Genomic DNA, 24704 nt, shown 5'->3' with positions numbered 1-24704 from the left:
TAGATTATACTCCAGCTAGTGGGACGATAGACTTTGCACCGGGTCAAACTACTGCGCAGATTTCTCTAACCACACTACAAGATTTTCTAGACGAAGTTAACGAAGATTTCCAAGTTGTGTTGTCTAATGCAGTTAACGCGACTCTAGGTACATCTAACACTGCTACGATTAGTATTCTTGATGATGATGAACCGGAGGTTGATAATGGTCTACCTAAAATTGTAGAGTTTGAAACTTTTAGAAAAGTTTTTTATGAAGACGCGGGAGCAATAAGTATTGGGGTAAAACTAAATACAACGTCTAATCAGCCTATCAGTGTTGACTATGCTATCGAAGATCTTCAAACTCAGATTGGTCAAGACTATAGTGGCGCATCTTCTGGTACTGTTAATTTTGCCCCAGGTCAAACGAGTCAAAGTATTAATTTGTCTATTATCGATGACTCAATATTCGAAGAGCGCCTGGAAACCTTTAGAATCTCCTTGTCTAATCCTACTAATGCCACCATAGGTGCTGAGTATAGATTTAGGGGTGATATCCATGATAACGATACCGCCTCTGTTCCAACTGTAGAGTTTGAAACTTTTAGAAAAGTTTTTTATGAAGACGCGGGACAAGTAAGTATTGGGGTAAAACTAAATACAGTTTCTACTGAGCCTATCAGTGTTAACTATAGTATCGAAGATCTTCAAACTCAGATTGGTCAAGACTATATTGGCGCATCTTCTGGTACTGTTAATTTTGCCGCGGGTCAAACGAGTCAAACTATTAACTTGTCTATTATCGATGACTCAATACACGAAGAGCGCCTGGAAACCTTGAGAATCTCTTTGTCTAATCCTACTAATGCTACCATAGGTGCTGAGTATAGATTTAGAGGTGATATCCATGATAATGATAATGATACTCTTTTGATAACTAACAAAGGTCAAGCAGGAAGCTATCTAATTGAAGATTACTCAAACACTGGTGACTATCCATATACATCGATTGACATATTAGAAAACGATAGCTTTCTACAAATTCAGGGTAATGCTTGGGTTCAAAGTCAAGTAACTACGAGTATTACTAGTAGTAGTGTGTTAAATTTTGAGTTTCGCAGCAATGGACTAGGAGAAGTCCAAGGTATAGGTTTCGATACTAATAACGTTTTTGATAGTGGCGTAGCAAATACCATGTTTAATCTGCAAGGAACTGAGAATTTTGGTATTGAGGATTATCAGTATACTGGTAACGGTAATTGGCAACAGTTTAGTATTCCCATGGGTACCTATTTCACTGGTAATTTTAATAATTTAGTTTTTGCTAATGAGTATGATGGTGTAAGTAATCCTGATGCTTTAGCAAGTTTCCGCAATATCTCTATTACTTAATTGCTATGTAGATTCAGTTTTGCTTTCAATAAATCAATTGAGGCTTCACTAAGATATCTGTCTACACAAATTAAGCGCGGAAAACGAATTAAATCTTGTTTGGCGATCGCTATAGCTTGTTGAACTTTAGCACAACTGGGGCGATCGCTTATTATTGTTTGAGTTGTGCGTACTAAACGATTCAGTTTAGTAGAATCATCAGCTTGACAGATAATTGTAATTATTTCTTCTCCCCGTACAGTTTCTACAATATTTTGTGCTACTGTCAATGTGCCTTCGCTGAGACTTACTAAACCTAGATAGGCACCTTTTGGCAAATTCTGAATTAGTTTTAGTTCTTTTTGGTAATTATAAATATCAACGGCAATAATTCTTACTGATTTTCCTTCAATTACTGGTATCACTTCCTGGAGAAAATAGCGACTAGTAATCAATGTCAAAACATGATTATTTGCTAAAAATTGCTCTAATTCCTCTAAGACAATTAACTCAATGGCAATTTTCAAAGAGGACTGCAATTCTTCAATCATCAATTCTCCTGCTGCTACATCTCTAGCTGGTACTGTGACAATTATCTTGGCTAAGGAACGTAAACGCCAATCAATCTCTGCTACATATAACTGTTTAACCTCCTGCAAACTATAACCTTGATTAATTAATTCTTCCAGGCTTTGATTAACTATTTTTTGAGATTGAGGCGATTTAAGTGCTAAATCTGTATTTAAATTGGCATTAATTTCTTCTCCTTGAGTTTTCACGTAAATTCCTGAACCTGGCTTAGATTCTACTAATCCTGCTACTTCTAACATATTATAAACTTTACTAATTGTGTTACGATGCAGTCCAGTTTGCCTCGCCAGTTGTCTAGTACTAGGTAAACGATGACCTGGTAAATAATGACGAGAGGCGATCGCAAACTGAATCTGATCGAATAGTTGTTTGTATAGAGGAATTTCGCTATCTGTTTGAATTTTAAACCGAAACATATACACTTACTATCTACATTACTTGAGTTTTCCTGAACGTAATATACTAATAATTAGCCATAGTCCCAGAAAACTGGCGGCGGCAAACAAAATATTAGTAATTACTGACACTTGATTGGTTTCAGAATTAGCTGAAATAATTGCCGCTCCGATAATCAGAGAACCGACTACAATACTAAAAGAGAGACGATTAGCCGAATCATCGATACTTTTTCGTAAGTATTCCAAATTTTTAAAATTAATATTCCAGACTAAAGTTTCTGAGGTAACTCTTTCGAGTAACAAGTCTAACTTTCGTGGCGATCGCAGCGACAGACTTTTCACATCAAGTACTGCCCGTAACAAGGTTGCCACTGGATTTTCTCCCAATAATTGGCGGCGAAACAAATCATTAATTAGGGGCTTTATTTCTGTTAAGAAATTTACTTGAGGATTAAAACTGCGGGCTACTCCCTCTAGATTTGCCAAGGTTTTCACATATAAACCCATATTACCTGGTAACTTAATTTTATTACGTCGGGATATTTCTAGAATTTCGTAAAATACTTCACTAAAGTTTATCTCTGAGATACTTAAATTATAGTATTTGCGCAGCATACGATCATAGTCATTTTCTAAACCAATGATATTAATTGATTTACTAGAATCTGCTAAATCCATTGTCAATTCACTACAACGTTGTGCATCAAGATCCACAATTGCCAGAAGCATTTCCGTCAGAATTTGTTGTGTTCTAGGATCTATACGTCCAATCATACCACAATCTAACAAAGCTACCCGGTCATCTTTGAGATAGAATAAATTACCTGGATGAGGATCTGCATGAAAGAAGCCATCTATATATATTTGTTGAAAGAAAGCGCGAAATAGGAGAGTTGTAATTTCTTGCCTACGCTGATTTTTACTTTCATCTTTTGGTAATTCGGTAGAAAGTATAGGTTTTCCCTCTAGCCATTCCAAGACTAATAATTTTGAAGTAGTTAAATCCCAGTATACTTTGGGCACTACTAATTCTTTGGGATCGAACCATTCACTATTAGAAAGATTGCGACGTAATTGGTCTGTATATTTAGCTTCACGAGTAAAATCTAATTCTGCCCTTAAAGCGTCTGTAAATTCTGCCGCGATGCTAACTATATCATAGTCTTTGCCAAAATCTGTTATGGATACTAATTCAGCTATTCCTTTGATGATAGAAATATCCTTATCAACTACTTCTTCAATTTTAGGACGTTGAACTTTCAGGGCGACTTCTTCCCCATTTTTCAATGTAGCACGATGCACCTGAGCTATAGATCCAGCAGCTAAGGCTTCAGGATTAAGATTACTAAAGATTAATTCTAGAGATTCTGGTAATTGTGCTGCTATTTGTTGTTCGACTTCTGACCAAGGTACAGTAGGAACTCTTGCTTGTAGGGCAGTTAAAGCCTCTATATAGCTTTCTGGTAACAAATCAGGACGAGTAGATAGTAGCTGACCGAGTTTAACATAGACTGGTCCCAATTCAATCAAGATTTTGCGCAGTACTTCTGGTGTTGGTAATTGGGGGTTACCTGGTTTACTTCCAGTTAAAATTCCCCTCATGTAGTCCCAACCATTACGTAACACAACTTCGATAATTTCTCTTTGACGAGAGGTATATTGAGTAAGAGCGAACATTTTTTAATTTTAGGAGAGAATATAATTAAGATAGTTAACTTATATGGTAAAGGTAAATGGCAAATTCAAACATGACTCAATTTACAAAGGAGAGTGAATTATGGGATAGCTTAAAAAAAGCTATCTCCCAAAGTTCGGGATTTAAGAATTGGTTAGAACAGAATTCTGATGTAGAATCTGTTGCCAATGAACACAATCTTGATGAATTAGTTTTAGTTTATTTACGTGAAACTCTAGATACTTTAGCTTATTAATTTTGATAACTGTAAGGTTGCAGGCATATTAATAGTCTCAACCTCATCTTTTTTCATATATGCTTTCAATTTTACTATCTATAGCAAAGAAATAGTTGCTTAGGACAATAAACTGTGGTTCAAATTAAAGCAAATATATTCAGTATCTCCTTGGTATTCCCTGTTCGGGAGTTCCCTCAAAAGATAGATAACTTTTGTGTCCTAACTTACCCTTCCTTTGCTATATCTAATTGAGATAGCATTTGATTAATCACTTCAGCACATTGGTTAGTAATTGCTTCTAACTCTGCTCTTTTTGTGGAGGTAGGTGCCGGAATCAACTTCCCGATAGATATAGTAATTGGTACTGGTAATGGCAAATTTCCTTGTGATGGTAAAATTTCCGCTGTTTTGTGCAGGCTTACTGGCAACAGAGGCACTTTTTTTTGAGCAGCAATCATAGCGGCGCCTAATTTAGGGTGATAAATTTTCCCGTCTGAGGTACGAGTTCCTTCCAAGAAAATACCTACAGCCCAGCCTTCTTCTAGGGCTTTATGAGCAGCTTTAATAGCCTTGCGATCTCCTGCACCCCTTTTCACAGGATAGGCGCCGTAGAGTTTAATACCCTGTTTAAGTATGGGAATATTAAATAGCTCTTCTTTGGCCATATAAGCCACAGGGCGACCCACGCCACAAGATAAAAGAGGTGGATCGAAATAACTACCATGATTGCTCACAACCACAAAAGGACCCCGAGAAGGTACATTTTCTTGACCGATTACTCTGCCTCGGAAATAAATATAGAAGAATGGTGTTAGGACTGACCACTTGAGTAAGTGATACAACCATAAATTTATCCGTGGTTCTCGCTCTCTAGTAAGCAAACTCATGAATTTGACTAATATTTCTTACAGTTAATTGGGGACAGGTTTTTTTCACTAAACCACTGAGTACTTTTCCTGGTCCTATTTCTACTACTTCCGTCACTTCTAATTTAGCTAATGACTCAGTGATTTCTCGCCAGCGCACAGGTCCTGTCATTTGCTGAGTAAGTCTATTTTTTAGTTCCTCTGCCTTGGTAGTAGGAGTAATAGCCACATTAGAAATAACCGGAATTTTAGCCTCTGCAAAAGAAACCGAACTTAAAACTTCTGCGAACTCAACGGCAGCAGATTCCATCAAAGGAGAATGAAAAGCACCGGATACTTTCAGGGTAACGGTACGTCTAGCTTCTATTTTTGCTAATACTTCATCAACTGCGGTAGGTGTTCCAGAGATAACTACCTGTTGAGGACTATTATCATTAGCTATAACTACCTCCCTCGTAGCAGCAACTATTTCTTCTAATTGATTTCTATCAAATTTCATAATTGCTACCATCTTGCCACCCACTGCTTCACTCATTAGTTCAGCACGTTTTTTAACTAGTTTTAAACCTGTTTCAAAGTCAAATACTCTAGCGGCATAGAGAGAAACATATTCTCCTAAACTGTGACCTGCTAGGATATCTGGACTGTTTTGTGTTTCTAACAAGAAATCGGCTAAAATCGATTCAATTACGTAGAGACAGGGTTGAGTGTACAAAGTTTTATTCAATTTTTCTTCATCATCTCGGCATACATCTAACACTGACCAATTAAGAATCTCTTCTGCTTGTGCTAGGCGTTTTTCTGCCCCGGAATATTCTAAGAGATTACTCTCCATCCCCAGAGATTGAGAACCTTGTCCTGGAAATATCCATGCTGTTTTACTCATGTTTGTTATTACCTAATTAACTATTGATTACATCCATTCAAAAATCGCCGCTCCCCAGCTTAAACCGGCACCAAAGCCTGAAATTACAATCAAGTCTCCTGATTTAATTTTGCCTTTTCTAACTGTTTCATCTAAAGCTAGGGGAATCGAAGCTGCTGAAGTATTTCCGTATTCAGCTACATTACCAATAACTTTAGCTTCAGGAATTTGCAATCGTTCAGCTACAGCGTTAATAATCCGTTGATTAGCTTGATGCAAAATTAACCAGTCAATCTCAGTAACTTGGATATTAGCATTAAATAGAGCTTTTTCGATAACTTCTGGGACTTTAGCTACGGCAAAACGATAAACTTCTCGACCATTCATGGTAATTTTTTGATAATTACCCTGAGTGAGGGTGAGATTATCGACTAATTGAGTAGCTTGACCACTATAGCTGAGATTGAGAGAGCTATTTTGACTACCATCGTTATAAATTTCACAAGCTTTGAGGCGATCGCCCGTAGTTTCCTTTTCACAGACTACCGCTCCCGCTCCATCGCCAAATAAAATACAGGTTGTCCTATCAGACCAATCTACCCAGCGTGAGAGAATATCAGCACCAATCAACAGAATTTTTTGATAAGTACCACTCCGAATAAAATTAGCTGCTACACTCAAGCCAAAGACAAAACCGGAGCAAGCCGCGGTTAGGTCAAAGGCTACTGCTTTAGAGGCACCAATCAGATTTTGGATTTTGCTGGCACTACCAAATAAATCATCAGCAGTAGATGTAGCTAGAATAATTAAATCTATGTCTTGGGGAGAGGTTTTGGCCATAGCTAGGGCTGAATTAGCCGCTGCTGCTGCTAACTCTGCCAAAGATTGTTTTGATGAGGCTATATGTCTTTTACTAATTCCTGTGCGCGTTTTTATCCATTCATCAGAAGTATCTACAATTTTACTCAATTGTTCATTTGTTAGTGTTTGATTGGGTGTTGCTGAACCACAGCCTGTTATTCTGATTCCTATTTCTGATTTTGTCAATATTTTTCTCCTGATCTTGTTTGCTTCGTCTAACCATCTAATACTATTTTTTATCCCAGCTATTTCTAGCTGGGAGAGTCTTAATTTTTCTTCAAAAAGATATTTTCATTGGGGGACTGAATACGTTCGATAACTCGGTTATCCACTGCTTCTTTAGCTAGACGAATAGCATTAAAAATTGTGGGAGAAAGAGAGCTTCCATGACTAATAACACATACCCCTGCTACTCCAAAGAGTAGACCCCCTCCATGTTCTGCATGATCTACACGTTGTTTAATCCTTTTTAAATTTGGTTTCAGTATGGCCGTACCAATTTGACCCCGCAATCCTTGAACAAGTTCTTGTCGTAGTATTTGCAGCATTATTTCGCCTACCGCTTCACCAAATTTCAATAGTATATTACCCACAAAGCCATCACATACTATGACATCAAAATTACCCGAGAGAACATCTCGGCCTTCAGCATTGCCACTAAAACATATATGGGGATTAGCTTCTAGTAATTTATAGGCTTCTTTACTTAATTTATCTCCTTTTCCTGGTTCTTCTCCCATATTTAATAAGCCCACTTTGGGTTCTTCAATTCCTAGGATATATTTGCTGTAAATTGACCCCATTAGACCGAACTGTTCTAAATATTCGGGAGCACTATCTACATTAGCTCCTACATCTAGGATAATTACTGATTTATCGGCCAACATTGTTGGGAAAATAGCTCCTATCGCTGGTCTTTTTATCCCTGGTAAAGTATCTAGACGCAATTTGGCAGCAGCCATCGCTGCACCAGAATGTCCGGCAGAAATCACTGCATCAGCTTTACCATTTTTGACTAAGTCCATTGCCACATTGATCGATGCTTGAGGCTTACGCCTGAGCGCCCTTAGGGGTTCTTCCCCCATCTCGATCACTTCTGGGGCATTAACAATTTCTAGGCTTTTAGAACTCGGATGTAATTCCAAAGCCTCCTTAACTTTTTGATAGTCTCCTACCAAAATAATTTCTACGTCTAATTCTTCTGAAGCTCTAATTGCTCCGGTGACGATTTCTTTGGGGGCATAATCCCCACCCATCGCGTCTACCGCAATTTTTGCACGAGTTGATGCCATTGCTCACGTATGTAATAGAAACCTTAAAGATCTTAGCAGAGGTTACGACCCAATTTTAAACTATAATTATCAAAATTTATTATTCTATTGATTTTGACCCAAAAAATCAGGTTACAAGCCCACTCCTTTAGGTGTGAAACATATCAAATCATAGTTTTATTTCAAAAAATAAGACGTTAGGCTTATGTGTTTCCGAATTCATCTGACCAGTTACAATAGGGATGTTTTGCTAAATTTGAATTATGATACCTATAATCATGGGAGACTTCTTCACCTATCCATTCAGGAATATCTATTTTTGTTTCTTCTGATTCTAATTCCACTTCCGCAATAATTAAACCAGCATTTTCTCCTCTAAATTCGTCTATCTCCCACACTAGATTATCTTTCTGCCATCGGTAACGAGTCTTTTCTATCAAAGGGCGATCGCACAATGTCTCTAGAAGCATTTGAGCATCTTTTAGAGGAATTGCATATTCAAATTCTAATCTTGTATATCCCTGTATCGGTCCTTTTATCGTTATATAACCCTGGTCTCCTACTATTCTGATTCTTACTGTTGTACTATCTTTTGTACTTATATATCCTTGGCGGTAGACCATTCCTACCCCTTGCGATCGCCATTGGTTTCCTTTTACTAAAAATTTCCGTTCTATTTCTCTCCCCATCTTTTCTCCCTTTGTTTTTTCTGATTCTTCTAATTAATTGGTCAAATTTTTGGCTACTTGACAAAATGATCAACAAATGCTATTAAGCCTTGAGTGACATTTACCAAAAAAGGTAAATCTAAACTGTCGATTGTATCACTACTCTGATGGTAGTTAGGATTACGAAAAAAAGCAGTATCAGTGATCATCATGGCATTATAACCATAATCCCAAAAAGGAGAATGGTCGCTAAGTCTAATTCCTTGTATATTTTTACCTAAATTAGGTACAGATAGAGTTTTAGTAGTGAGATGTTGAGACATAATCTTTTCTATAATTCGAGTTTCTGCTGCCATGGAATTGTTAGCGACTAAACTAATAAAATCGCCCTTTCTCCCATAAATTAACTCCATTCCTGGTAAAGGATATGTTTGTTTTTCTGCTGTATATCCTAGCATCTCTAAGGAAATCATAAATAGCAACTTTTGCTGCTTGGCGTTAAGAGATTTAGCTAACTCTTCACTACCCACCATCCCCCACTCTTCTAAATCAAAGGCTACTAACCAAACGCTTCTTTTGATAGTAGGGAGAGATGATAAATGTTTAGCTAAGATTAACAAAGCAGCAACAGCCGTGGCATTATCATCTGCTGCTTCAATGTCAGGCACTCCATCATAGTGGGCACCAATTAAAATTGGTTCTTTTTCTACATCCTCTCCAGGGAATTTAAGTACTAAATTGCAGCCTTTGATTCCTTCACCTGGTTTAAAATCTAATGTTTCTACTTTGCCATATTTACTCAACTCATTAATTATATAAACCTGAACTACTTTGTATCCCCAAGAATTCATTAATCCATGTCTAGGTATGGCTATATTCTGGAGATGTTCTAAAATTTCTGCTTTCATCTTGTTGCTTTTTTGTTTCTAGCTTAACAAAAAAATACTACTTTTAATAATAAAACTTAGAAAAGCTCCCACGCAAATACAAAAGTACAGAAATTGGCCAACAGGCGAGAGGGGGGAGAGGGGGAGGGGGGGAGAGGGGGAGACAGGGAGAGGGGGAGAGGGGGAGAGGGGGAGGGGGGGAGAGGGGGAGACAGGGAGAGGGGGAGAGGGGGAGAGGGGGAGAGGGGGAGAAAGATGGTTTTTAAGTATTTGCATCAATATCTCATAATATAACTGATTAAACGGACTTGATATTACGTCAAGACTTCAAGACTTCAAAACTCCTTACTCATTACTCAACCCCAACCAGTAACATTTGGGTTTTGATGCTTTGGTGTGAGTTATGATATGAAGGTTGAGCGTAGAAAACTTTATTTATCAAAACTTTATTGTTGATGACTGCAAATAATCAAAAACCCTTAATTGTCACTAGTTCTTTAAAATTAGATAAAACTAATTATATAGTGTCTTTAATTTACTACCCTAAGACAAAAAAAATAGCTACTTTAAAATATGTACGTGATTTAACTCATTTAGGATTAAAAGAAGCTAAAGAGTTAATCGAATTAAAGTTACCAGTTATGCTTGGTTATGTTACTCCAAGGAATTTTCGACGAGTTAAAGAGATATTAAATAGCTCTCCATTCAACTATAGAATAGAAGAACCATTAGAATCTTTATATAGTGAAACCCAATTAGCTAAGATACAGGAGGAGGCTAGTAATAACAGTACACAACCAGAACATCTGCGCACAATATATGAAAATTATGTTAACACAAACATTGATCGAGCTTTGACCCTTAATCCTAACACTCCTCTAAACATATTATTATTATTAGGAGAAGATTATCCAACAGAGTTATTAAATAACCCAGTTTTCGATTTATACTTATTGGAAAATCCTAATTTATTAAATGAAATTTCAGTTAAAACTTTTAAGAGTATAATTCAGGTTCCTCAAGTACATGAAGCCTTTATTTTATATGTTTTGAATAATCGCAGAGAACCAGATCTACTCTCAACTATAGTCAAATATCGCTTACAATTTTGGCAATAATGGCGTAAATCTAACCAAGAAAAAATCAGTTTACAAGGTAGTGATTTAAGTAATGTCGATTTAAGTTATGCTGATTTAAGTAATGTCGATTTAAGTTATGCTGATTTAAACAAAGCAGATTTAAGCTACGCTAATTTAAGTTATGCTGATTTGAAATATGCTAATTTAAACAAAGCAGATTTAAGCTACGCTGATTTGAGTTATGCTGATTTAAGTTATGTCGATTTGACTAATACTAATTTGTCAAAAGCTAATTTAAAAAATGCTAAGCTTTAAATTATTGCCAAAAAAGAGCAATATTGAAACTAATTTTTACTCATCATCTTGCTATACTCACACCAAAGCATCAAAACCGAAATGTTACTGGTTGGGGTTGAGTAATGAGTAAGGAGTAATGAGTTTTGAAGTAAGAAGTTTTGAAGTCTTGAAGTTTTGAAGTAATGAGTTAAAGAATTAATGCGATCGCGCTTTTAAATTGGTTGACCGGGCAAGACTTAGGCTAAAGAGAAATGAACTTTTTCTGAGGTTAATTTAGTACATAAGTACTGGTGAAAGATGTGAGTATATGCAACGAATATAAAAATACTAACTGTAGTAAAATAATTAGCGTGAACTATGTTGTTTTCAGTAATTGTCCATTAGAAAGTGCTCATCTAAGTAGTATTGATTCTATTAATGCTAATTAGAAAATGCTCACTTAAATGGCATAACAAATCAAAAAAAGTTAATAAAAATAAAAAAAATCTTAATATACGATACCATGGTATCATATTTGGTATAAACTTTTTAAGAACTTCTAATTTATAAAAATAAAAGACAGGAGATTTATTTATGCAGTTAATTAAAAAATGTCTTGCCGAATTTATCGGAACATTCTGGTTAGTTTTCGGCGGATGTGGAAGTGCGGTATTTGCTGGTTTCATTGCAGCTCCACCTCCTGCAGACGAAAACATTAATGCCTTTGGTCTAGGTTGTTTAGGTGTCTCTTTGGCTTTCGGTTTGACTGTGTTGACCGGAGCTTATGCAGTAGGACATATCTCAGGGGGTCATTTTAATCCCGCTGTTTCTTTTGGATTGTGGAGTGCTAAACGTTTTCCTGGTTCTCAACTTTTACCTTACATAGTTTCTCAAGTAGTAGGAGGGATTGTAGGAGCTGGTTTAGTTTTTGTGATTGCCACTGGTGACCCGGATTTTGTCTTAACAGGTTCTAACCCTCTTGCCTCTAATGGTTATGGCGACCATTCCCCTAGTGGATATAATTTGTTGTCCTGCTTTATCACTGAGTTTATACTAACATTTATCTTCTTAATTGTGATTCTCGGGTCTACAGATGAACGTCCTGCTAAACAAACAGGTAATCGATACTTTTTACAGTATGCTCCAGAGGGTTTTAGTCCAGTGGCTATTGGTTTAGCCCTGACATTAATTCATTTAATTAGTATTCCCATAACCAACACATCAGTAAACCCAGCTCGAAGCCTTGGGACGGCATTATTTGGAGGAATTGCTTTGTTAGGACAAGTCTGGTTGTTTTGGGTTGCTCCGATTTTAGGAGCTTTGTTGGGTGGATACATTTATGATAATTTCTTGGATGAAACTTCAAAATTTGAGGAATCTAAGATTAATGATTAAGTAGTTTAAAAAGCTTTTAAAATTAAACTAATCTCAATAAAAAGCTTATCTATAAAACTTTGGTGTCAGTAATTAATAACCTTTTACAACCATATCAACGTTTTGGGGTTCATCTGGGTTTGGAGAGAATTTATCAACTTCTTCATAATCTAGATGACCCCCATAAACATGTCCCTATTATTCACGTAGCTGGCACTAACGGCAAAGGTTCTGTATGTGCCTATCTAAGTGCTGTTCTCAAGGCGGCAGGCTATCGAGTAGGACGCTATACCTCCCCCCACCTGATTGATTGGACTGAAAGAATATGTATCAACGAACAACCAATTAGTCAATCAAGATTAGTGGCAATACTTGAAACAATCAGTGCAAATACCTCAGGAGAAATGCCTACCCAATTTGAGGTGATTACTGCGGCAGCTTGGCTTTATTTTGCTCAAGAAAAAGTAGATATCGCCGTGATTGAAGTGGGTTTAGGTGGCAGATTAGATGCTACTAATGTGCAGGATCGCCCTCTAGCTTCCGTAATTACTTCTATTGGTTTTGATCATACACAAAATCTTGGCTTTACTTTACCAGCAATTGCCAAAGAAAAAGCAGGTATTCTGAAATTCGGTTGTCCTGTTATCTTGGGAAAATTGCCGGAATCGGCTCAAAAAGTAATTAAATCTCTGGCTGAAAGTCTCAATTGCCCCCAAACTTGGGTAGAACCAGCAGAACCAATAAAAATGGGTAATTCTCAGATGAATTGGGCAAAATACCAAGATATAATTTATCCTTTAGCTTTAGCTGGGGAAATTCAACTACTCAATTCAGCGATCGCCATCGCTACCCTCAAAACTTTACAAACTCAAGGTTGGCAAATATCCACAGAGGCAATTACTCAAGGAATGTCTCAAACAGTTTGGCCAGGGAGAATCCAGTGGTCTCAATGGCAAAATAAACCTTTGTTAGTTGATGGTGCCCATAATCAAGAGGCGGCGATCGCCCTTAGGCAATATGTAGATACTCTTAAGCAACCAGTTACCTGGGTAATGGGGATTCTCTCTACTAAAGACCATCAGGCTATCTTTACTGCCCTTTTGAGAGCATCAGATATATTATATCTAGTACCTGTACCAGATCATAGTTCGGCAAATCCTGAGACTCTAGCCAAGTTAGCTACTAGTATTTGTCCTCAATTACAAGATTGTCAAACTTACCCAGACTTATTTACGGCTTTATCTCAGGCACAATTAGGCGATCGTCTTACTGTCTTATGTGGTTCTCTCTATTTAGTAGGCTATTTTCGTTCACAACAACTCGGGCGATGAATGGGACCTGTTCTTGACTCATCAATTTAATTTGGTGCGTGCGTGAGGCTACTACTTGACTACTGGACTGAGATTTTGCACTTTGAACGAAAGCTACTTCAACCACTTAATAACTAACTGCTTGGCTAACCATCTCTGGCTTTTCCCATTGCGGTGCATGATTTGCCCCTTTTATCCAAACTAACTGAGAATTACTAATCGCTTGGTTAAACTTTTCTGCATCCTTGCTTCCTAATTCTTGGTCATTTTCTCCCCAAATAATTAAGGTGGGTTGTTTAATCTGAGGAATTTTTGAGGCTAAATTCAAATAACCCCCACTTCTGGTAAATAACTGCATTGTTTCTTTCCATAAAGGCATATAGGAAGGCAAAAGACTCATTAACAAGGCATCTGTGGACTGTTTATTGATATTTAAAGCTTGACTCAATTTCCAAGCTGACTGTTTACGCTGTCGCCAAAATTCAACAGCTATACCATCAAGGGGGGATAACAGAAATTTACCTACAGGAAATGATCCAGAAAAACCAACACTATCAATTAAAATCAACTTTTTCACTAAATCAGGATAACTCCAAGCTAAATCAATGGCAGCGCCTCCCCCCATAGAGGCGCCAACTACTACAACAGATTCTGAAATTGCAGTTTGACAAAAATGATATAAATGAGTTTTCAGTGTCTCAGGACTATAATTTAAGCCTGATTTTCTCTCAGTAAACCCAAATCCCCACAAATCTACTGCATATACTGTATATCTTTCCCTTAAATAGGGAATTAAGTGAGTAAACTCTAGCAAAGAACTATCGAAACCGTGTAATAAGAGTATTTTATCTCCTGCGCCGATTTTGAGATAAGCTGTATTAATTGCTTCAGGAGAAAACGGGGTCTGTATCAATATTTCTTGAATTTGTCGAGCTAGATTAAAATAAGTTGGATTTGAAAAATAATCAAATTGACTTAGTAAAAAATTAGGTAACATTAAATAATTAGCACAAGAAACTTGATAATATTTATACTGTAACTTAACTAATTTCTATTTATGGAAAAGTTTCAAATCCAAGGTATTAATCATTTGGCTTTGGTTTGTCAGGATATGGCACGCACTGTTGATTTTTATACCAATGTTTTAGGTCTGCGGTTGATTAAAACTATTGAACTTCCTCAAGGAGGACAACACTTTTTTTTTGAACTAGAGAATGGGGATGCGATCGCCTTCTTTTGGTTTCCTGAAAGTCCAAAAGCAGCTCCGGGTATTGCTTCTGTGAGTCCAGATGCTTTACAAACTGGTGACATTAGAACCGCTCATGCTTCTATGAATCATCTAGCTTTTAAAGTACCCAGAGAACAATTAGAAGTCTATCGAGAGCGATTAATCGCTCAAGGTATCCAAGCTACACCAATTTTACATCATGCTGATGTTCCTTCCGGTTATGTGGCTAAAGCTGATGCCAGCACTTTTTTATCATCTTTTTACTTTTTTGATCCCGATGGTATTTTGCTGGAATTTGCTGCTACTGTTCGCGAATTAGGCGATCCTAAACGAGATATTCAACATCAGCCAGCAAACTCAGACCCTCGCATCTTTACCTAATGTTACTGGTTGTGGTTGAGTAATGAGTTTTGAAGTAATGAGTAATGAGTAAGGAGTTTTGAAGTCTTGAAGTAAAAGAATTGATCCTAACCCTAACTAGTTATTTTGCGCATTTCTTGAGTAACTCGTTGTTTAGCGGTGGTTAGATGATTAGTAATTGCTTTAATGGCTTTTTCTGCATCTTTATTCACCAAAGCCAGATAAATTTGTTGATGTTCGCTGTGAATATTTAAAACTTGACGATTCTGTTTCAGGGTATGCACACGAATTACAGTCATTTTATCAAATACTTGGTCGAGGAGCGATCGCAACCACAAATTACCAGAACTTTCCGCTAAGAGGCGATGAAAATGATAGTCTAAATCAAGCATTTCTAAATCATCTAATGCTTTTCCTTGAACATCTTCGCTTACTTTTGAGGATAACTCTACTATTTCTTTTAAAGCTTCTAATTGCTGCTGATTAATTTTCTCACAGGCTTGGCTAACTGCTAACTTTTCTAAAGCTAGGCGACAATCATATAATTGAATTGCGTCATTTACAGAAAACTTTACTACCTGCAAAACATTGTTTTCCCCTGACACCACTAAATCTTCCTGTCTTAATTGACGTAAAGCTTCGCGAATGGGAGTTCGACTTACCTGTAATTTTTTCGATAGTTTTGTCTCAATTAAACGTTCTCCTTGCGCAAATTCCCCTGATAAGATAGCTGCGCGAATCACCTGATAAGCTTGTTCCTGTAATGATAGATGGCGATGTACAAGATTAGATTGAAGAGATTTCATCCCTCTCCTTGGAATATATAAATCTGTGTAACTTATGTTTTGGCTAACTTTAAAAAAAAATTAACTATTACTTTTATCCCAGCAAACTGTATGTCTAGATACATTTATCTAAAAGATATTCGTATACAGTATACAATAGTTTTTGGTAAAAATAAGAAAAAAGTTTTTGATAGACACCTCTAAGTCTTAACCCACAGAGTTTTGACCAAACCAAATTGATATTAATTTATTTTAAACTTTCTGAAAAAAAAGTTAATGACTGCATAGATTTACACAAATAGTTTGAACTAGAGGAGGTTAGTAAAAATCTGATGTATGGATTAAAAATTGTAATTATTGGGGCCGGAATCGGCGGGTTAACTACGGGTATCGCTCTGAAACAAGCGGGATTTGAAATAGAAATTTATGATCGCGTTAAAGAATTACGTCCCGTGGGTGCCGGAATATCCCTATGGTCAAATGGTATTAAAGTACTTAATCGTCTCGGATTAGGGGAAAAAATGGCAGCAATAGGGGGAAAAATGGACATGATGGAGTACCGTACCTCTAAGGGTGAGTTGCTCAATACAATAGATTTAAATCCCCTAATCAATGAAGTTGGCCAACGTCCTTACCCTGTAGGCAGAGCAGACTTACAGAAAATGCTCCAAACAGAACTAGAATCCTATGGAGTAGAAATAAAATTAGCCCACAAATGTGTCAAAGTAAGCCAAGATGATACTGGAGTGACAGCCTCCTTTGAAAATGGCCACGAAGCAAAAGCAGACCTATTAGTTGCCGCAGATGGTATTCACTCAATCACCCGTACCTATGTACTCGGGGAAGAAGTAGAGCCTAAATATGGTGGATACATTAACTGGAATGGTTTAGTACCAGCTAGTGAAGATTTAGCCCCTAAAAATACCTGGGTAATTTACGTGGGTAATAATCAAAGAGCATCAATGATGCCCATAGCTGGAGACCGCTTCTACTTTTTCTTTGATGTACCCCTAGCAAAAGGAACACCCTCAAAGCCAGAAAAATACCAAGAAGAATTAAAAGAATACTTCGCCGGATGGGCAGAACCAGTTCAGAAACTCATTGACCGTATTGACCCATCTAAGGTAGCTCGTCCTGAAATACATGATGTAGGACCTCTAAATAAATTGGTACGAGGTAGAGTTGCTTTAGTAGGAGACGCAGGACACGCCACCTGCCCAGATTTAGGCCAAGGAGGATGTCAAGCTATAGAAGATGCTCTAGTTTTGAGTAATTATTTAGTTAGTACCAATATTAGTGTAGAAGATGCCCTCCAACGTTATGAAAAAGAACGTAAAGAGAGAACCAGTGCTGTAGTGCAAAAAGCTAGAAAAAGAGCTGAACAAATTCATGGTAAAGAACCTAGTGTAACTCAAGAATGGTACAAACAACTAGCAGAAGAAGAGCCCCAAGAAGTCAGAAATGCGATCGCTAAAATTATCTTAGCAGGACCAATGCACTAAGACCAATGCACTAAGACCAATGCACTAAGACCAATGCACGAGGAATCGAGAAGTAATAATTTCAAACAATGGAAGATACAAATCAAATTACAGAAAAAGCAATTGAATCGCCAGTACAAGAAGAAAACGAATCAAGAGGAAAGGTTTACGCCGATTTAGTATACGGCTTAAACGATAGACCCAATCCTCCAGAAGCTTTACTAGTAGCATTTCAGCACGTAATGGCTTCATTTGTAGGAATTATCACACCCCCATTACTTATTTGTAGCGCTTTGGGATTACCAGCTACAGATACCAGCTTTATTGTAAGTATGTCCCTATTTATTTCAGGGATTGCTACTTTTATTCAAGCTAAAAAAATAGGACCAGTGGGATCTGGATTACTAAGTTTACAAGGAACTAGTTTTACATTTCTAGGTCCAATTATCGCTATTGGTACAACTAGTATAGAGAATGGAAAAACTCCACAACAAGCCCTAGCTTTAATTTTTGGTTGTTGCTTTTTCGGTGCTTTTGTAGAGATTTTCTTGAGTCGTTTTCTCCATTTTGCTAGAAAAATTATCACTCCTTTAGTCACAGGAACAGTAATTACAATTATTGGTCTAACCTTAATTAAAGTAGGGATAACTAGTTTGGCAGGAGGTGTACCCTCTAAATTTAGCGATCCTCCTACCTTTGGTAGTACTCAAAATCTCATGATTGGTGGAATAGTCATGCTGACGATTATTATTTTAAATATAAGTAACAATAGATACCTGAAAATGGGGGCAATTTTTATCGGTTTAGTGGTCGGTTATGTCATCTCCATTTTCCTAGGAATTGTTGAATTTAGTCAGTTAGCTGAATTGCCTCTATTTTCTCTACCTATTCCTTTTCGCTATGGCATGAGTTTTGACTTGACTGCCTTTATTCCCTTTATTCTCTTATACTTAATCACCACTATTGAAACTATTGGTGATTTAACAGCTACTTCTGCTGTTTCTGGAGAACCAATCTCTGGAAGTACTTATATACGTCGTATCAAAGGTGGAGTATTGGGAGACGGAATAAACTCATTAATCGCGGCTTGTTTTAATACTTTTCCTAATACCACCTTTAGTCAAAATAACGGTGTTATTCAAATGACCGGGGTAGGTAGTCGTTATGTGGGGTTTTATATATCAGGGCTTATGGTATTTTTGGGCATGATACCCATTGTAGGGGGCTTTTTCCAAGCTTTACCCCAGCCTGTTCTCGGAGGTGCCACTATTATTATTTTTGGTTCAATAGCCGTGGCAGGAATCAACATTATTTCCTCTGCCGAAGAAGTTGGCCGTCGGTCTTTGATTATTGTCTCAGTGTCTTTAGCATTAGGCTTAGGAGTAACTTTTGCTCCAGAAATCTTCGATGATAAACCGATGATGATTAAAAGCTTATTCTCCTCAGGAATTACTACAGGGGGATTATCAGCGATTTTACTTAACTGGTTACTGCCTAGAGATAACTAGGAATCCCATCTGAGCTTCAAAAGCTCCGGGAGAAGGGGAGAAGGGGAGCACCTGACTTTGGCTAGGTTTTTTACCTTGATGTGAGCCCCCCACGGGTGCGATCGCCTGATAGGCGGCAAGAAAAGTTCTATTAAAATCAATCCAAAAGCCCCCCGCTTTGAATAAAAATTACATATTTACTTAAAATCTAAAATTATTACTGTATCAGGGGAAAGACAATGTGCAACTAAGTTAGATTGTTGGGTGTAGTGACCAAGGGCCCAACCTACAGACTATTCCAAGCATTGCTAGAATGCTAGAATGCCTATTCCCTGTTGCTAGGCGCTATTGTAAATATATATCATGGAGAAATTATGGAACCTATCTTTCTTGATTCGACAGATCCACAAGCGGTGAACGATTTAGTGATGTCTCTCATTGAGACTGAGTCCAAAGATTACACTGTCTTGAATGAGCAGGAAGAGGACATTACCGATGAAATCAAGAAGCTTGTATCACTTAAGACCAGAATGCTCAAAGGCCGATAGCTGAGGGTGTGGCAACTTTCGTTGAAGTGAAGGCAGGTTTCACTCTCAAGTTGCATCTTTTCCACTCATTTGCTGGTGGTGGTGGAATGCGCAGCTCCCGGCGCACCGCGAAGCTGATCTCCTGGGAGATCGCCTTTTGAGCACCATCAGATTTAGTAGGATGTGTTATGGGCGAAGCGCGTAACGCACCAAAACTTTTGGTCTTCACAAGATAATTAATGGTGCGTTACATTTCCAAAACTCAGATCTTTCACCAGAACTTATGTACTAAATTAACCTCAGAATTGGAATTAAAGAGATTAGCATGGAGATAGAAAATCCCTTCGGTCACGATTCCAATGACTTACAACTAGATGAAATCTGTAAAACTATACAGAGAAATATAAACGATTTAACAGGCGATATGCCGTTTAATACGATTTGCTAATACAATTTCTGGAAATATTAGAAGTACGTAAATAGACATTAACATGACATTATTACCAACTCCAACCACCAGAAAAGAACAAAATTGGTTTCAATTATTAATACAACTAAAAGGATCCGTTATTCCCGCTATCTTACCAAGAACTATACTAAGTGGCTTATTTGCCTTGTTGATTACCGTATTGTATATATATGGAATCGAAAGGATTGCCCTAGATATACTTAGTAGTATTGTGCCCAGTATTGTTTTAGCCCTCCTGTTAGTATTTCGTAACAATACAGCTTATGATCGCTTCTGGGAAGGACGCAAACTTTGGGGAAATATCGCCAATAATCTCTTGAATATAGCCAGAACGATTTGGGTGACAGTAGCAGAAAAAACTCCCACCGCCAAAGAAGAGAAAATTAGAGCTTTAAATCTACTAGTTGCCTTTGCTGTGAGTACTAAAATTTATTTACGTAGAGAAAAAACGAATCCTAAACTAGAAGAATTATTAACCCCAGAGGAATATGAAACTCTGCAAAAAATGGATCGTCCACCGTTAGAAATAGCTTTTTGGTTAGCTGACTATTTGCAAAAACAATACGACCAAGGCAATATCAATGCCTATCAACAAGTTGCTCTCTTTCAACTGTTAGACGTGATCGTAAATGCCGTGGGAGGATGCGATCGCATTCTCAAAACCCCTATTCCTCTTGCCTATTCTATTCACTTGAGACAGTTGGTAGTGATTTACTGTATGACATTACCATTTCAATTTGTTGATGACTTCGGCTGGCTAACACCAATAATGGTGGCGATAATTAGCTTCACTATTTTTGGCATTGAAGCAATTGGCTTAGAAATTGAAGACCCCTTCGGTTATGATCCTAATGATTTACCGTTAGATAAAATTTGTCAAACTCTAGAACGCAATATCAATGATTTGACGAGTCTTAAACCCTATGTAGGGTAAGGGGGTTTTTAAGTAAAATTACTTAAGTTGTGGATAAAATGTATATTGCTATACATTATTTTCTTAAACAAAATCTAAAAAAGCACAAACCCACAAGTTGCGGTTTTTGTCAAGTTTTATGTTAAGAAAGATGTTTATAAAGCCCCCCTTGGTAAGGGGGGTTGGGGGGAAAAGTTAGTGATAAATGTTGTTAACACCACTGCGGTCACTGCTATAACTCCTGCCTCCTGCCTCAAAAGGATAACCTTTCTCACCAGTATGAGAATTGCTATAAAATCAAACTAAATGATTAATAACAGATAACAGAAATGACAGAATTAACCGTAACCTTTGAACAAGCGATCGCCTTAACTCAATCCTTGATGGAACAAATGATTAATAAACAATTATCTCCTCAAGAAACAGAAAACAAAATCGCCGCTTTAGTACAATCTATGAATGGCGCTAGGGGCTTTTTTGTAACTTATTTAACTGACGCCAGACCCCTAGCCGATGAACCATCAGAGGCAGTAATTAAAGCCTTAGCCTCTTCTCCAGAAATTGTCAGTGATTTACTAGTCAAAAATCTAGCTATGTCTTCAGCAATGGTTTTAACCCACCAGCGTAATCATCATCAAGATTTAGTAGCAAGTTCCCAAAGAGTAGCTGCACGCACTACTAAATTAATTCGATTGTTAGATTTAGAGACAATTAAGGAAAAACTGAGTAAATTACAAGAAAGTCTACAGAAAGAAGGGGAGGAATATCAAGATTTTTTGAAGCGATGGGGATATGACTTTGAACAAAAAAATCTAATTAATCAAGCAATAGAAAAAGTTTAAAATTTTGTATCTAGTTTAGCTATTTATAGATAATGACTTGTGTATTATATAGTGATTAAATCCCAAAACCTGGAAGAGATAGTTAGACCATGACTAAAAATGAGACTCGCATTCAAGCAATTCAGAAGGTTGTTAACCGAGAACCTTTAGAGGTAAAGCCCCCTGAAAAACTAGAAAAAATATGGGCAGAAAATGTCTTTGACTTGAGTAAGATGCAAGCGAGTTTACCAAAAGCTGTATTTAAATCAATCAAAAAGACAATAACCACTGGTGAAAAGCTAGATATCTCTATAGCAGATACAGTGGCTACAGCCATGAGAGATTGGGCTATAGCTAAAGGCGCTCTCTACTACGCTCACGTATTCTATCCCATGACCAATCTAACGGCAGAAAAACATGATGGTTTTATCTCAGTACAGGGAGATGGTCGCATTATTTCGGAATTTTCGGGAAAATTACTAGTACAAGGTGAACCTGATGGTTCTTCTTTTCCTAATGGAGGAATTAGAGATACATTTGAAGCTCGTGGGTATACAGCATGGGATGTAACCAGTCCTGCCTATATCATGGAAACAGATAATGGCTCGACTTTGTGTATTCCTACGGTTTTTGTATCTTGGACAGGAGAAGCCTTAGATAAAAAGGTACCCCTGTTACGTTCAATTACAGCGTTGAATAAAGCCGCCAACAAAGTATTAACACTATTAGGACATCAAGAGGTGAGTAGCGTTAATTCTAGTTGTGGTGCAGAACAGGAATATTTCTTAGTAGATAGTAATTTTGCCAGTCAACGCCCAGATTTATTACTAGCAGGACGAACTCTCTTTGGTAAAGCTCCCGCTAAAGGTCAAGAATTTGATGACCACTACTTTGGGGCAATTCCTGAACGGGTACAGGTATTTATGCAGGATGTGGAAGAAACCCTGTATAAATTGGGTATTCCAGCTAAAACTCGTCATAATGAAGTAGCACCAGGTCAATTTGAAATCGCTCCCTATTTTGAAGCAGCAAACGTGGCTAGTGACCATCAACAGTTGATTATGACGATTTTGCGTCACAAGGCCAAAAAACATGGCTTTGTTTGTTTACTTCATGAAAAACCCTTTGCAGGTATCAATGGTTCAGGAAAACATGTCAACTGGTCAGTGAGTAATTCTACTCAAGGAAATTTATTAGACCCAGGAGATTCTCCTCATGAAAACGCTCAATTCCTAATATTTTGCGGTGCGGTAATTAGAGGAGTTCATAAATATGGTCCCTTGATGCGGGCAGCGATCGCCACTGCTAGTAATGACCACCGTTTAGGGGCAAATGAAGCACCCCCAGCGATTATGTCAGTGTATTTGGGAAGTCAATTAGAAGAAGTATTTGAACAGATAAAAACAGGAACAGTAGCTGAGTCTAAACAAAAGGGGATTATGGATTTAGGGGTAGATGTATTGCCTCCTCTAACTAAAGATGCCGGAGACCGTAACCGCACCTCACCCTTTGCCTTTACAGGAAATCGTTTTGAATTTCGCGCGGTAGGGTCAAGTCAATCGGTATCAGGTCCTCTAATTGTGCTAAATACTATGTTGGCAGAGTCTCTGAGTTGGGTAGGCGATCGCCTCGAAGCAGAATTGTCCCAAGAAACCGAACTAAATACCGCTATTATTACGGTTCTCAAAGAGATAATGGAGAAACATAGCGCTGTTATCTTCGGAGGCAATGGTTATTCCCCAGAATGGCACAAAATGGCTGTAGAAGAAAGAGGGTTAGCTAATTTACCTACTACCGCTGATGCTTTACCAGCACTTAAATCACCAGAAGTTGAGGATCTTTTTAAAAATACTGGTGTTTTAACCCCAGTTGAATTAGAGAGTCGTTTTGAAGTTTATGCAGAACAATATATTCTCTCAATCGAAGTTGAAGCCAAATTAGTAGTTAGTATGGCTAAAACTATGATTTATCCAGCAGCAATTGAGTATTTATCCAAGTTGTCCTCCACAATTACTGGTTTAGTAGATTTAGGGATCTCCTTAGAAAAAGAAAACTTGACGAAAATTGCTGACCTGACTAATTCTCTAGTTAAAGCGATCGACAAACTAAGTAATGCTTTAGATAAGCACGATTTCGACTCCACTGAAGCAAAAATGAACTATTGTGCCCAAACTCTTCGTCCTCTAATGGATGAAGTTCGCCAATACGCTGACATTTTAGAAGGGGAAGTGGCTGATAGTTTTTGGCCATTACCAACTTATCAAGAAATGTTGTTTATTAAGTAATCTAAATCCAGTTTAGATATCCTAAAAATTTTCTAGGGTGCGAAACGCGAAGTGTAACGCACCCTATTTCTCTAACTTTGTAAGAAAAAATTATAGCAGTGACCGCAGTGGTGCTATTGTTCTATGAGTGTGAATAAGCGCTTCGCGCACTCCTTGTAGGTTGGGCCCTTGGAACGAAACCCAACATAATGAGTAATGAGTAATGAGTAATGAGTAATGAGTAATGAGTTTTGAGTAATGAGTTTTGAGTAATGAGTCTTAAAGTCTTGAAGTCTTGAAGTAATGAGTTCCAGTAGGGTGCGAAGTGCGAAGCGTAACGCACCATGACACTATTAAAACACATTGTTTAACTATAAACTTAAAATATGCCATCTAGATTTTTACGAATAGTTTGGGTAGTAGGATGATTTATTTCTAAAGTTCGTTCAGCTATCTCTAAAGCCTTGATGTGTGGGCGTAAGCCTTTGTGTGGGCGTAAGCCTTTGTGTGGGCGTAAGCCTTTGTGTGGGCGTAAGCCTTTGTGTGGGCGTAAGCCTTTGTGTGGGCGTAAGCCTTTGTGTGGGCGCAAGCCTTTGTGTGGGCGTAAGCCTTTGTGTGGGCGTAAGCCTTTGTGTGGGCGTAAGCCTTTGTGTGGGCG

23 protein-coding genes and 1 pseudogene are annotated in these 24704 nt (G+C 37.7%); 13 read left to right on the top strand and 11 right to left on the bottom strand.

Going from position 1 to position 24704, the window contains the following annotated elements; genetic code table 11:
- The coding region (locus tag MW688_RS06005) for a Calx-beta domain-containing protein (RefSeq protein WP_486735026.1) at positions 1-1373 on the top strand (1373 nt) is incomplete at its 5' end.
- Here the strand turns inward: MW688_RS06005 and MW688_RS06000 are convergent.
- Together MW688_RS06000 and MW688_RS05995 are read right to left on the bottom strand one after the other, a co-directional pair.
- Complete coding sequence (locus MW688_RS06000; protein ID WP_486735025.1) at positions 1370-2359, bottom strand: GntR family transcriptional regulator; 990 nt, start codon at positions 2357-2359, stop codon at positions 1370-1372. The two genes, MW688_RS06005 and MW688_RS06000, sit on opposite strands and share 4 nt — an antisense overlap.
- Positions 2360-2377: 18 nt before the next feature.
- Positions 2378-4018 carry an ABC1 kinase family protein gene (locus tag MW688_RS05995; protein ID WP_486735024.1) on the bottom strand — a complete coding sequence of 547 codons (1641 nt, stop codon included), beginning with the start codon at positions 4016-4018 and terminating at the stop codon, positions 2378-2380.
- 71 nt (positions 4019-4089) lie between these two features.
- Between MW688_RS05995 and MW688_RS05990 the strand changes: the two genes are divergently transcribed.
- Positions 4090-4272, top strand: a complete 183-nt coding sequence (locus tag MW688_RS05990; protein ID WP_486735023.1) for a hypothetical protein — start codon at positions 4090-4092, stop codon at positions 4270-4272.
- A 206-nt stretch (positions 4273-4478) separates the two neighbouring features.
- Here the strand turns inward: MW688_RS05990 and MW688_RS05985 are convergent, their stop codons facing one another.
- The 6 genes from MW688_RS05985 to MW688_RS05960 form a co-directional block, all read right to left on the bottom strand.
- Complete coding sequence (locus MW688_RS05985) at positions 4479-5141, bottom strand: lysophospholipid acyltransferase family protein (protein ID WP_486735022.1); 663 nt, start codon at positions 5139-5141, stop codon at positions 4479-4481.
- Entirely contained in the window at positions 5125-6006 is an 882-nt protein-coding gene (gene fabD / locus MW688_RS05980; RefSeq protein WP_486735021.1) for an ACP S-malonyltransferase, read from the bottom strand. Before fabD ends, MW688_RS05985 begins: the two co-directional genes overlap by 17 nt.
- A 27-nt stretch (positions 6007-6033) precedes the next feature.
- Complete coding sequence (locus tag MW688_RS05975; protein WP_486735020.1) at positions 6034-7032, bottom strand: beta-ketoacyl-ACP synthase III; 999 nt, start codon at positions 7030-7032, stop codon at positions 6034-6036.
- An 80-nt stretch (positions 7033-7112) separates the two neighbouring features.
- Complete coding sequence (gene plsX, locus MW688_RS05970) at positions 7113-8138, bottom strand: phosphate acyltransferase PlsX (protein ID WP_486735019.1); 1026 nt, start codon at positions 8136-8138, stop codon at positions 7113-7115.
- 182 nt (positions 8139-8320) lie between these two features.
- Positions 8321-8806, bottom strand: coding sequence for a CYTH domain-containing protein (locus tag MW688_RS05965; RefSeq protein ID WP_486735018.1), 486 nt, complete (start codon positions 8804-8806; stop codon positions 8321-8323).
- A gap of 53 nt (positions 8807-8859) precedes the next feature.
- Positions 8860-9693, bottom strand: coding sequence for a M28 family peptidase (locus MW688_RS05960; protein ID WP_486735017.1), 834 nt, complete (start codon positions 9691-9693; stop codon positions 8860-8862).
- Between the two features lie 434 nt (positions 9694-10127).
- Between MW688_RS05960 and MW688_RS05955 the strand changes: the two genes are divergently transcribed.
- From MW688_RS05955 to MW688_RS05940, 4 genes are all read left to right on the top strand, one after another.
- A complete protein-coding gene (locus tag MW688_RS05955; RefSeq protein ID WP_486735016.1) occupies positions 10128-10790 on the top strand; it encodes a ribosomal protein L7/L12 in 663 nt (220 codons plus the stop codon).
- Positions 10791-10814: 24 nt separating this feature from the next.
- Complete coding sequence (locus MW688_RS05950) at positions 10815-11066, top strand: pentapeptide repeat-containing protein (RefSeq protein WP_486735028.1); 252 nt, start codon at positions 10815-10817, stop codon at positions 11064-11066.
- Between the two features lie 555 nt (positions 11067-11621).
- Positions 11622-12422, top strand: a complete 801-nt coding sequence (aqpZ, locus tag MW688_RS05945; protein WP_486735015.1) for an aquaporin Z — start codon at positions 11622-11624, stop codon at positions 12420-12422.
- 59 nt (positions 12423-12481) lie between these two features.
- Entirely contained in the window at positions 12482-13732 is a 1251-nt protein-coding gene (locus tag MW688_RS05940; protein ID WP_486735014.1) for a bifunctional folylpolyglutamate synthase/dihydrofolate synthase, read from the top strand.
- A gap of 106 nt (positions 13733-13838) precedes the next feature.
- On the opposite strand, the gene MW688_RS05935 is transcribed toward MW688_RS05940, so the two are convergent.
- Positions 13839-14708: an alpha/beta fold hydrolase gene (locus MW688_RS05935; protein WP_486735013.1), complete on the bottom strand. Its 870-nt coding sequence runs from the start codon at positions 14706-14708 to the stop codon at positions 13839-13841.
- A gap of 60 nt (positions 14709-14768) precedes the next feature.
- Here MW688_RS05935 and MW688_RS05930 point away from each other — a divergent pair, with 60 nt between their 5' ends.
- Complete coding sequence (locus tag MW688_RS05930) at positions 14769-15320, top strand: VOC family protein (protein ID WP_486735012.1); 552 nt, start codon at positions 14769-14771, stop codon at positions 15318-15320.
- 92 nt (positions 15321-15412) lie between these two features.
- Here MW688_RS05930 and MW688_RS05925 read toward each other — a convergent pair whose 3' ends face one another.
- Positions 15413-16105 (bottom strand): GntR family transcriptional regulator, encoded by a 693-nt coding sequence (locus MW688_RS05925; protein ID WP_486735011.1) that lies wholly within the window; start codon positions 16103-16105, stop codon positions 15413-15415.
- Between the two features lie 311 nt (positions 16106-16416).
- Here MW688_RS05925 and hpxO point away from each other — a divergent pair, with 311 nt between their 5' ends.
- From hpxO to MW688_RS05895, 6 genes are all read left to right on the top strand, one after another.
- The gene (hpxO, locus tag MW688_RS05920) at positions 16417-17586 is read left to right on the top strand and encodes an FAD-dependent urate hydroxylase HpxO (protein ID WP_486735010.1); all 1170 of its coding nucleotides are present in this window, start codon (positions 16417-16419) and stop codon (positions 17584-17586) included.
- Between the two features lie 68 nt (positions 17587-17654).
- Positions 17655-19073 carry a uracil-xanthine permease family protein gene (locus MW688_RS05915; protein ID WP_486735009.1) on the top strand — a complete coding sequence of 473 codons (1419 nt, stop codon included), beginning with the start codon at positions 17655-17657 and terminating at the stop codon, positions 19071-19073.
- A 798-nt stretch (positions 19074-19871) separates the two neighbouring features.
- Positions 19872-20027 carry a hypothetical protein gene (locus tag MW688_RS05910; RefSeq protein WP_486735027.1) on the top strand — a complete coding sequence of 52 codons (156 nt, stop codon included), beginning with the start codon at positions 19872-19874 and terminating at the stop codon, positions 20025-20027.
- 43 nt (positions 20028-20070) lie between these two features.
- A complete protein-coding gene (locus MW688_RS05905; RefSeq protein ID WP_486735008.1) occupies positions 20071-20982 on the top strand; it encodes a bestrophin family protein in 912 nt (303 codons plus the stop codon).
- A gap of 308 nt (positions 20983-21290) precedes the next feature.
- Positions 21291-21803: a hypothetical protein gene (locus MW688_RS05900; protein ID WP_486735007.1), complete on the top strand. Its 513-nt coding sequence runs from the start codon at positions 21291-21293 to the stop codon at positions 21801-21803.
- Between the two features lie 89 nt (positions 21804-21892).
- Positions 21893-24067, top strand: a complete 2175-nt coding sequence (locus MW688_RS05895; RefSeq protein WP_486735006.1) for a glutamine synthetase III family protein — start codon at positions 21893-21895, stop codon at positions 24065-24067.
- Between the two features lie 358 nt (positions 24068-24425).
- Here the strand turns inward: MW688_RS05895 and MW688_RS05890 are convergent.
- A pseudogene (locus tag MW688_RS05890) lies at positions 24426-24704 on the bottom strand (hypothetical protein); the annotation flags it as partial.

Source organism: Johannesbaptistia floridana (assembly GCF_057440575.1).
This window is presented reverse-complemented; position numbering and strand designations above follow the sequence as displayed.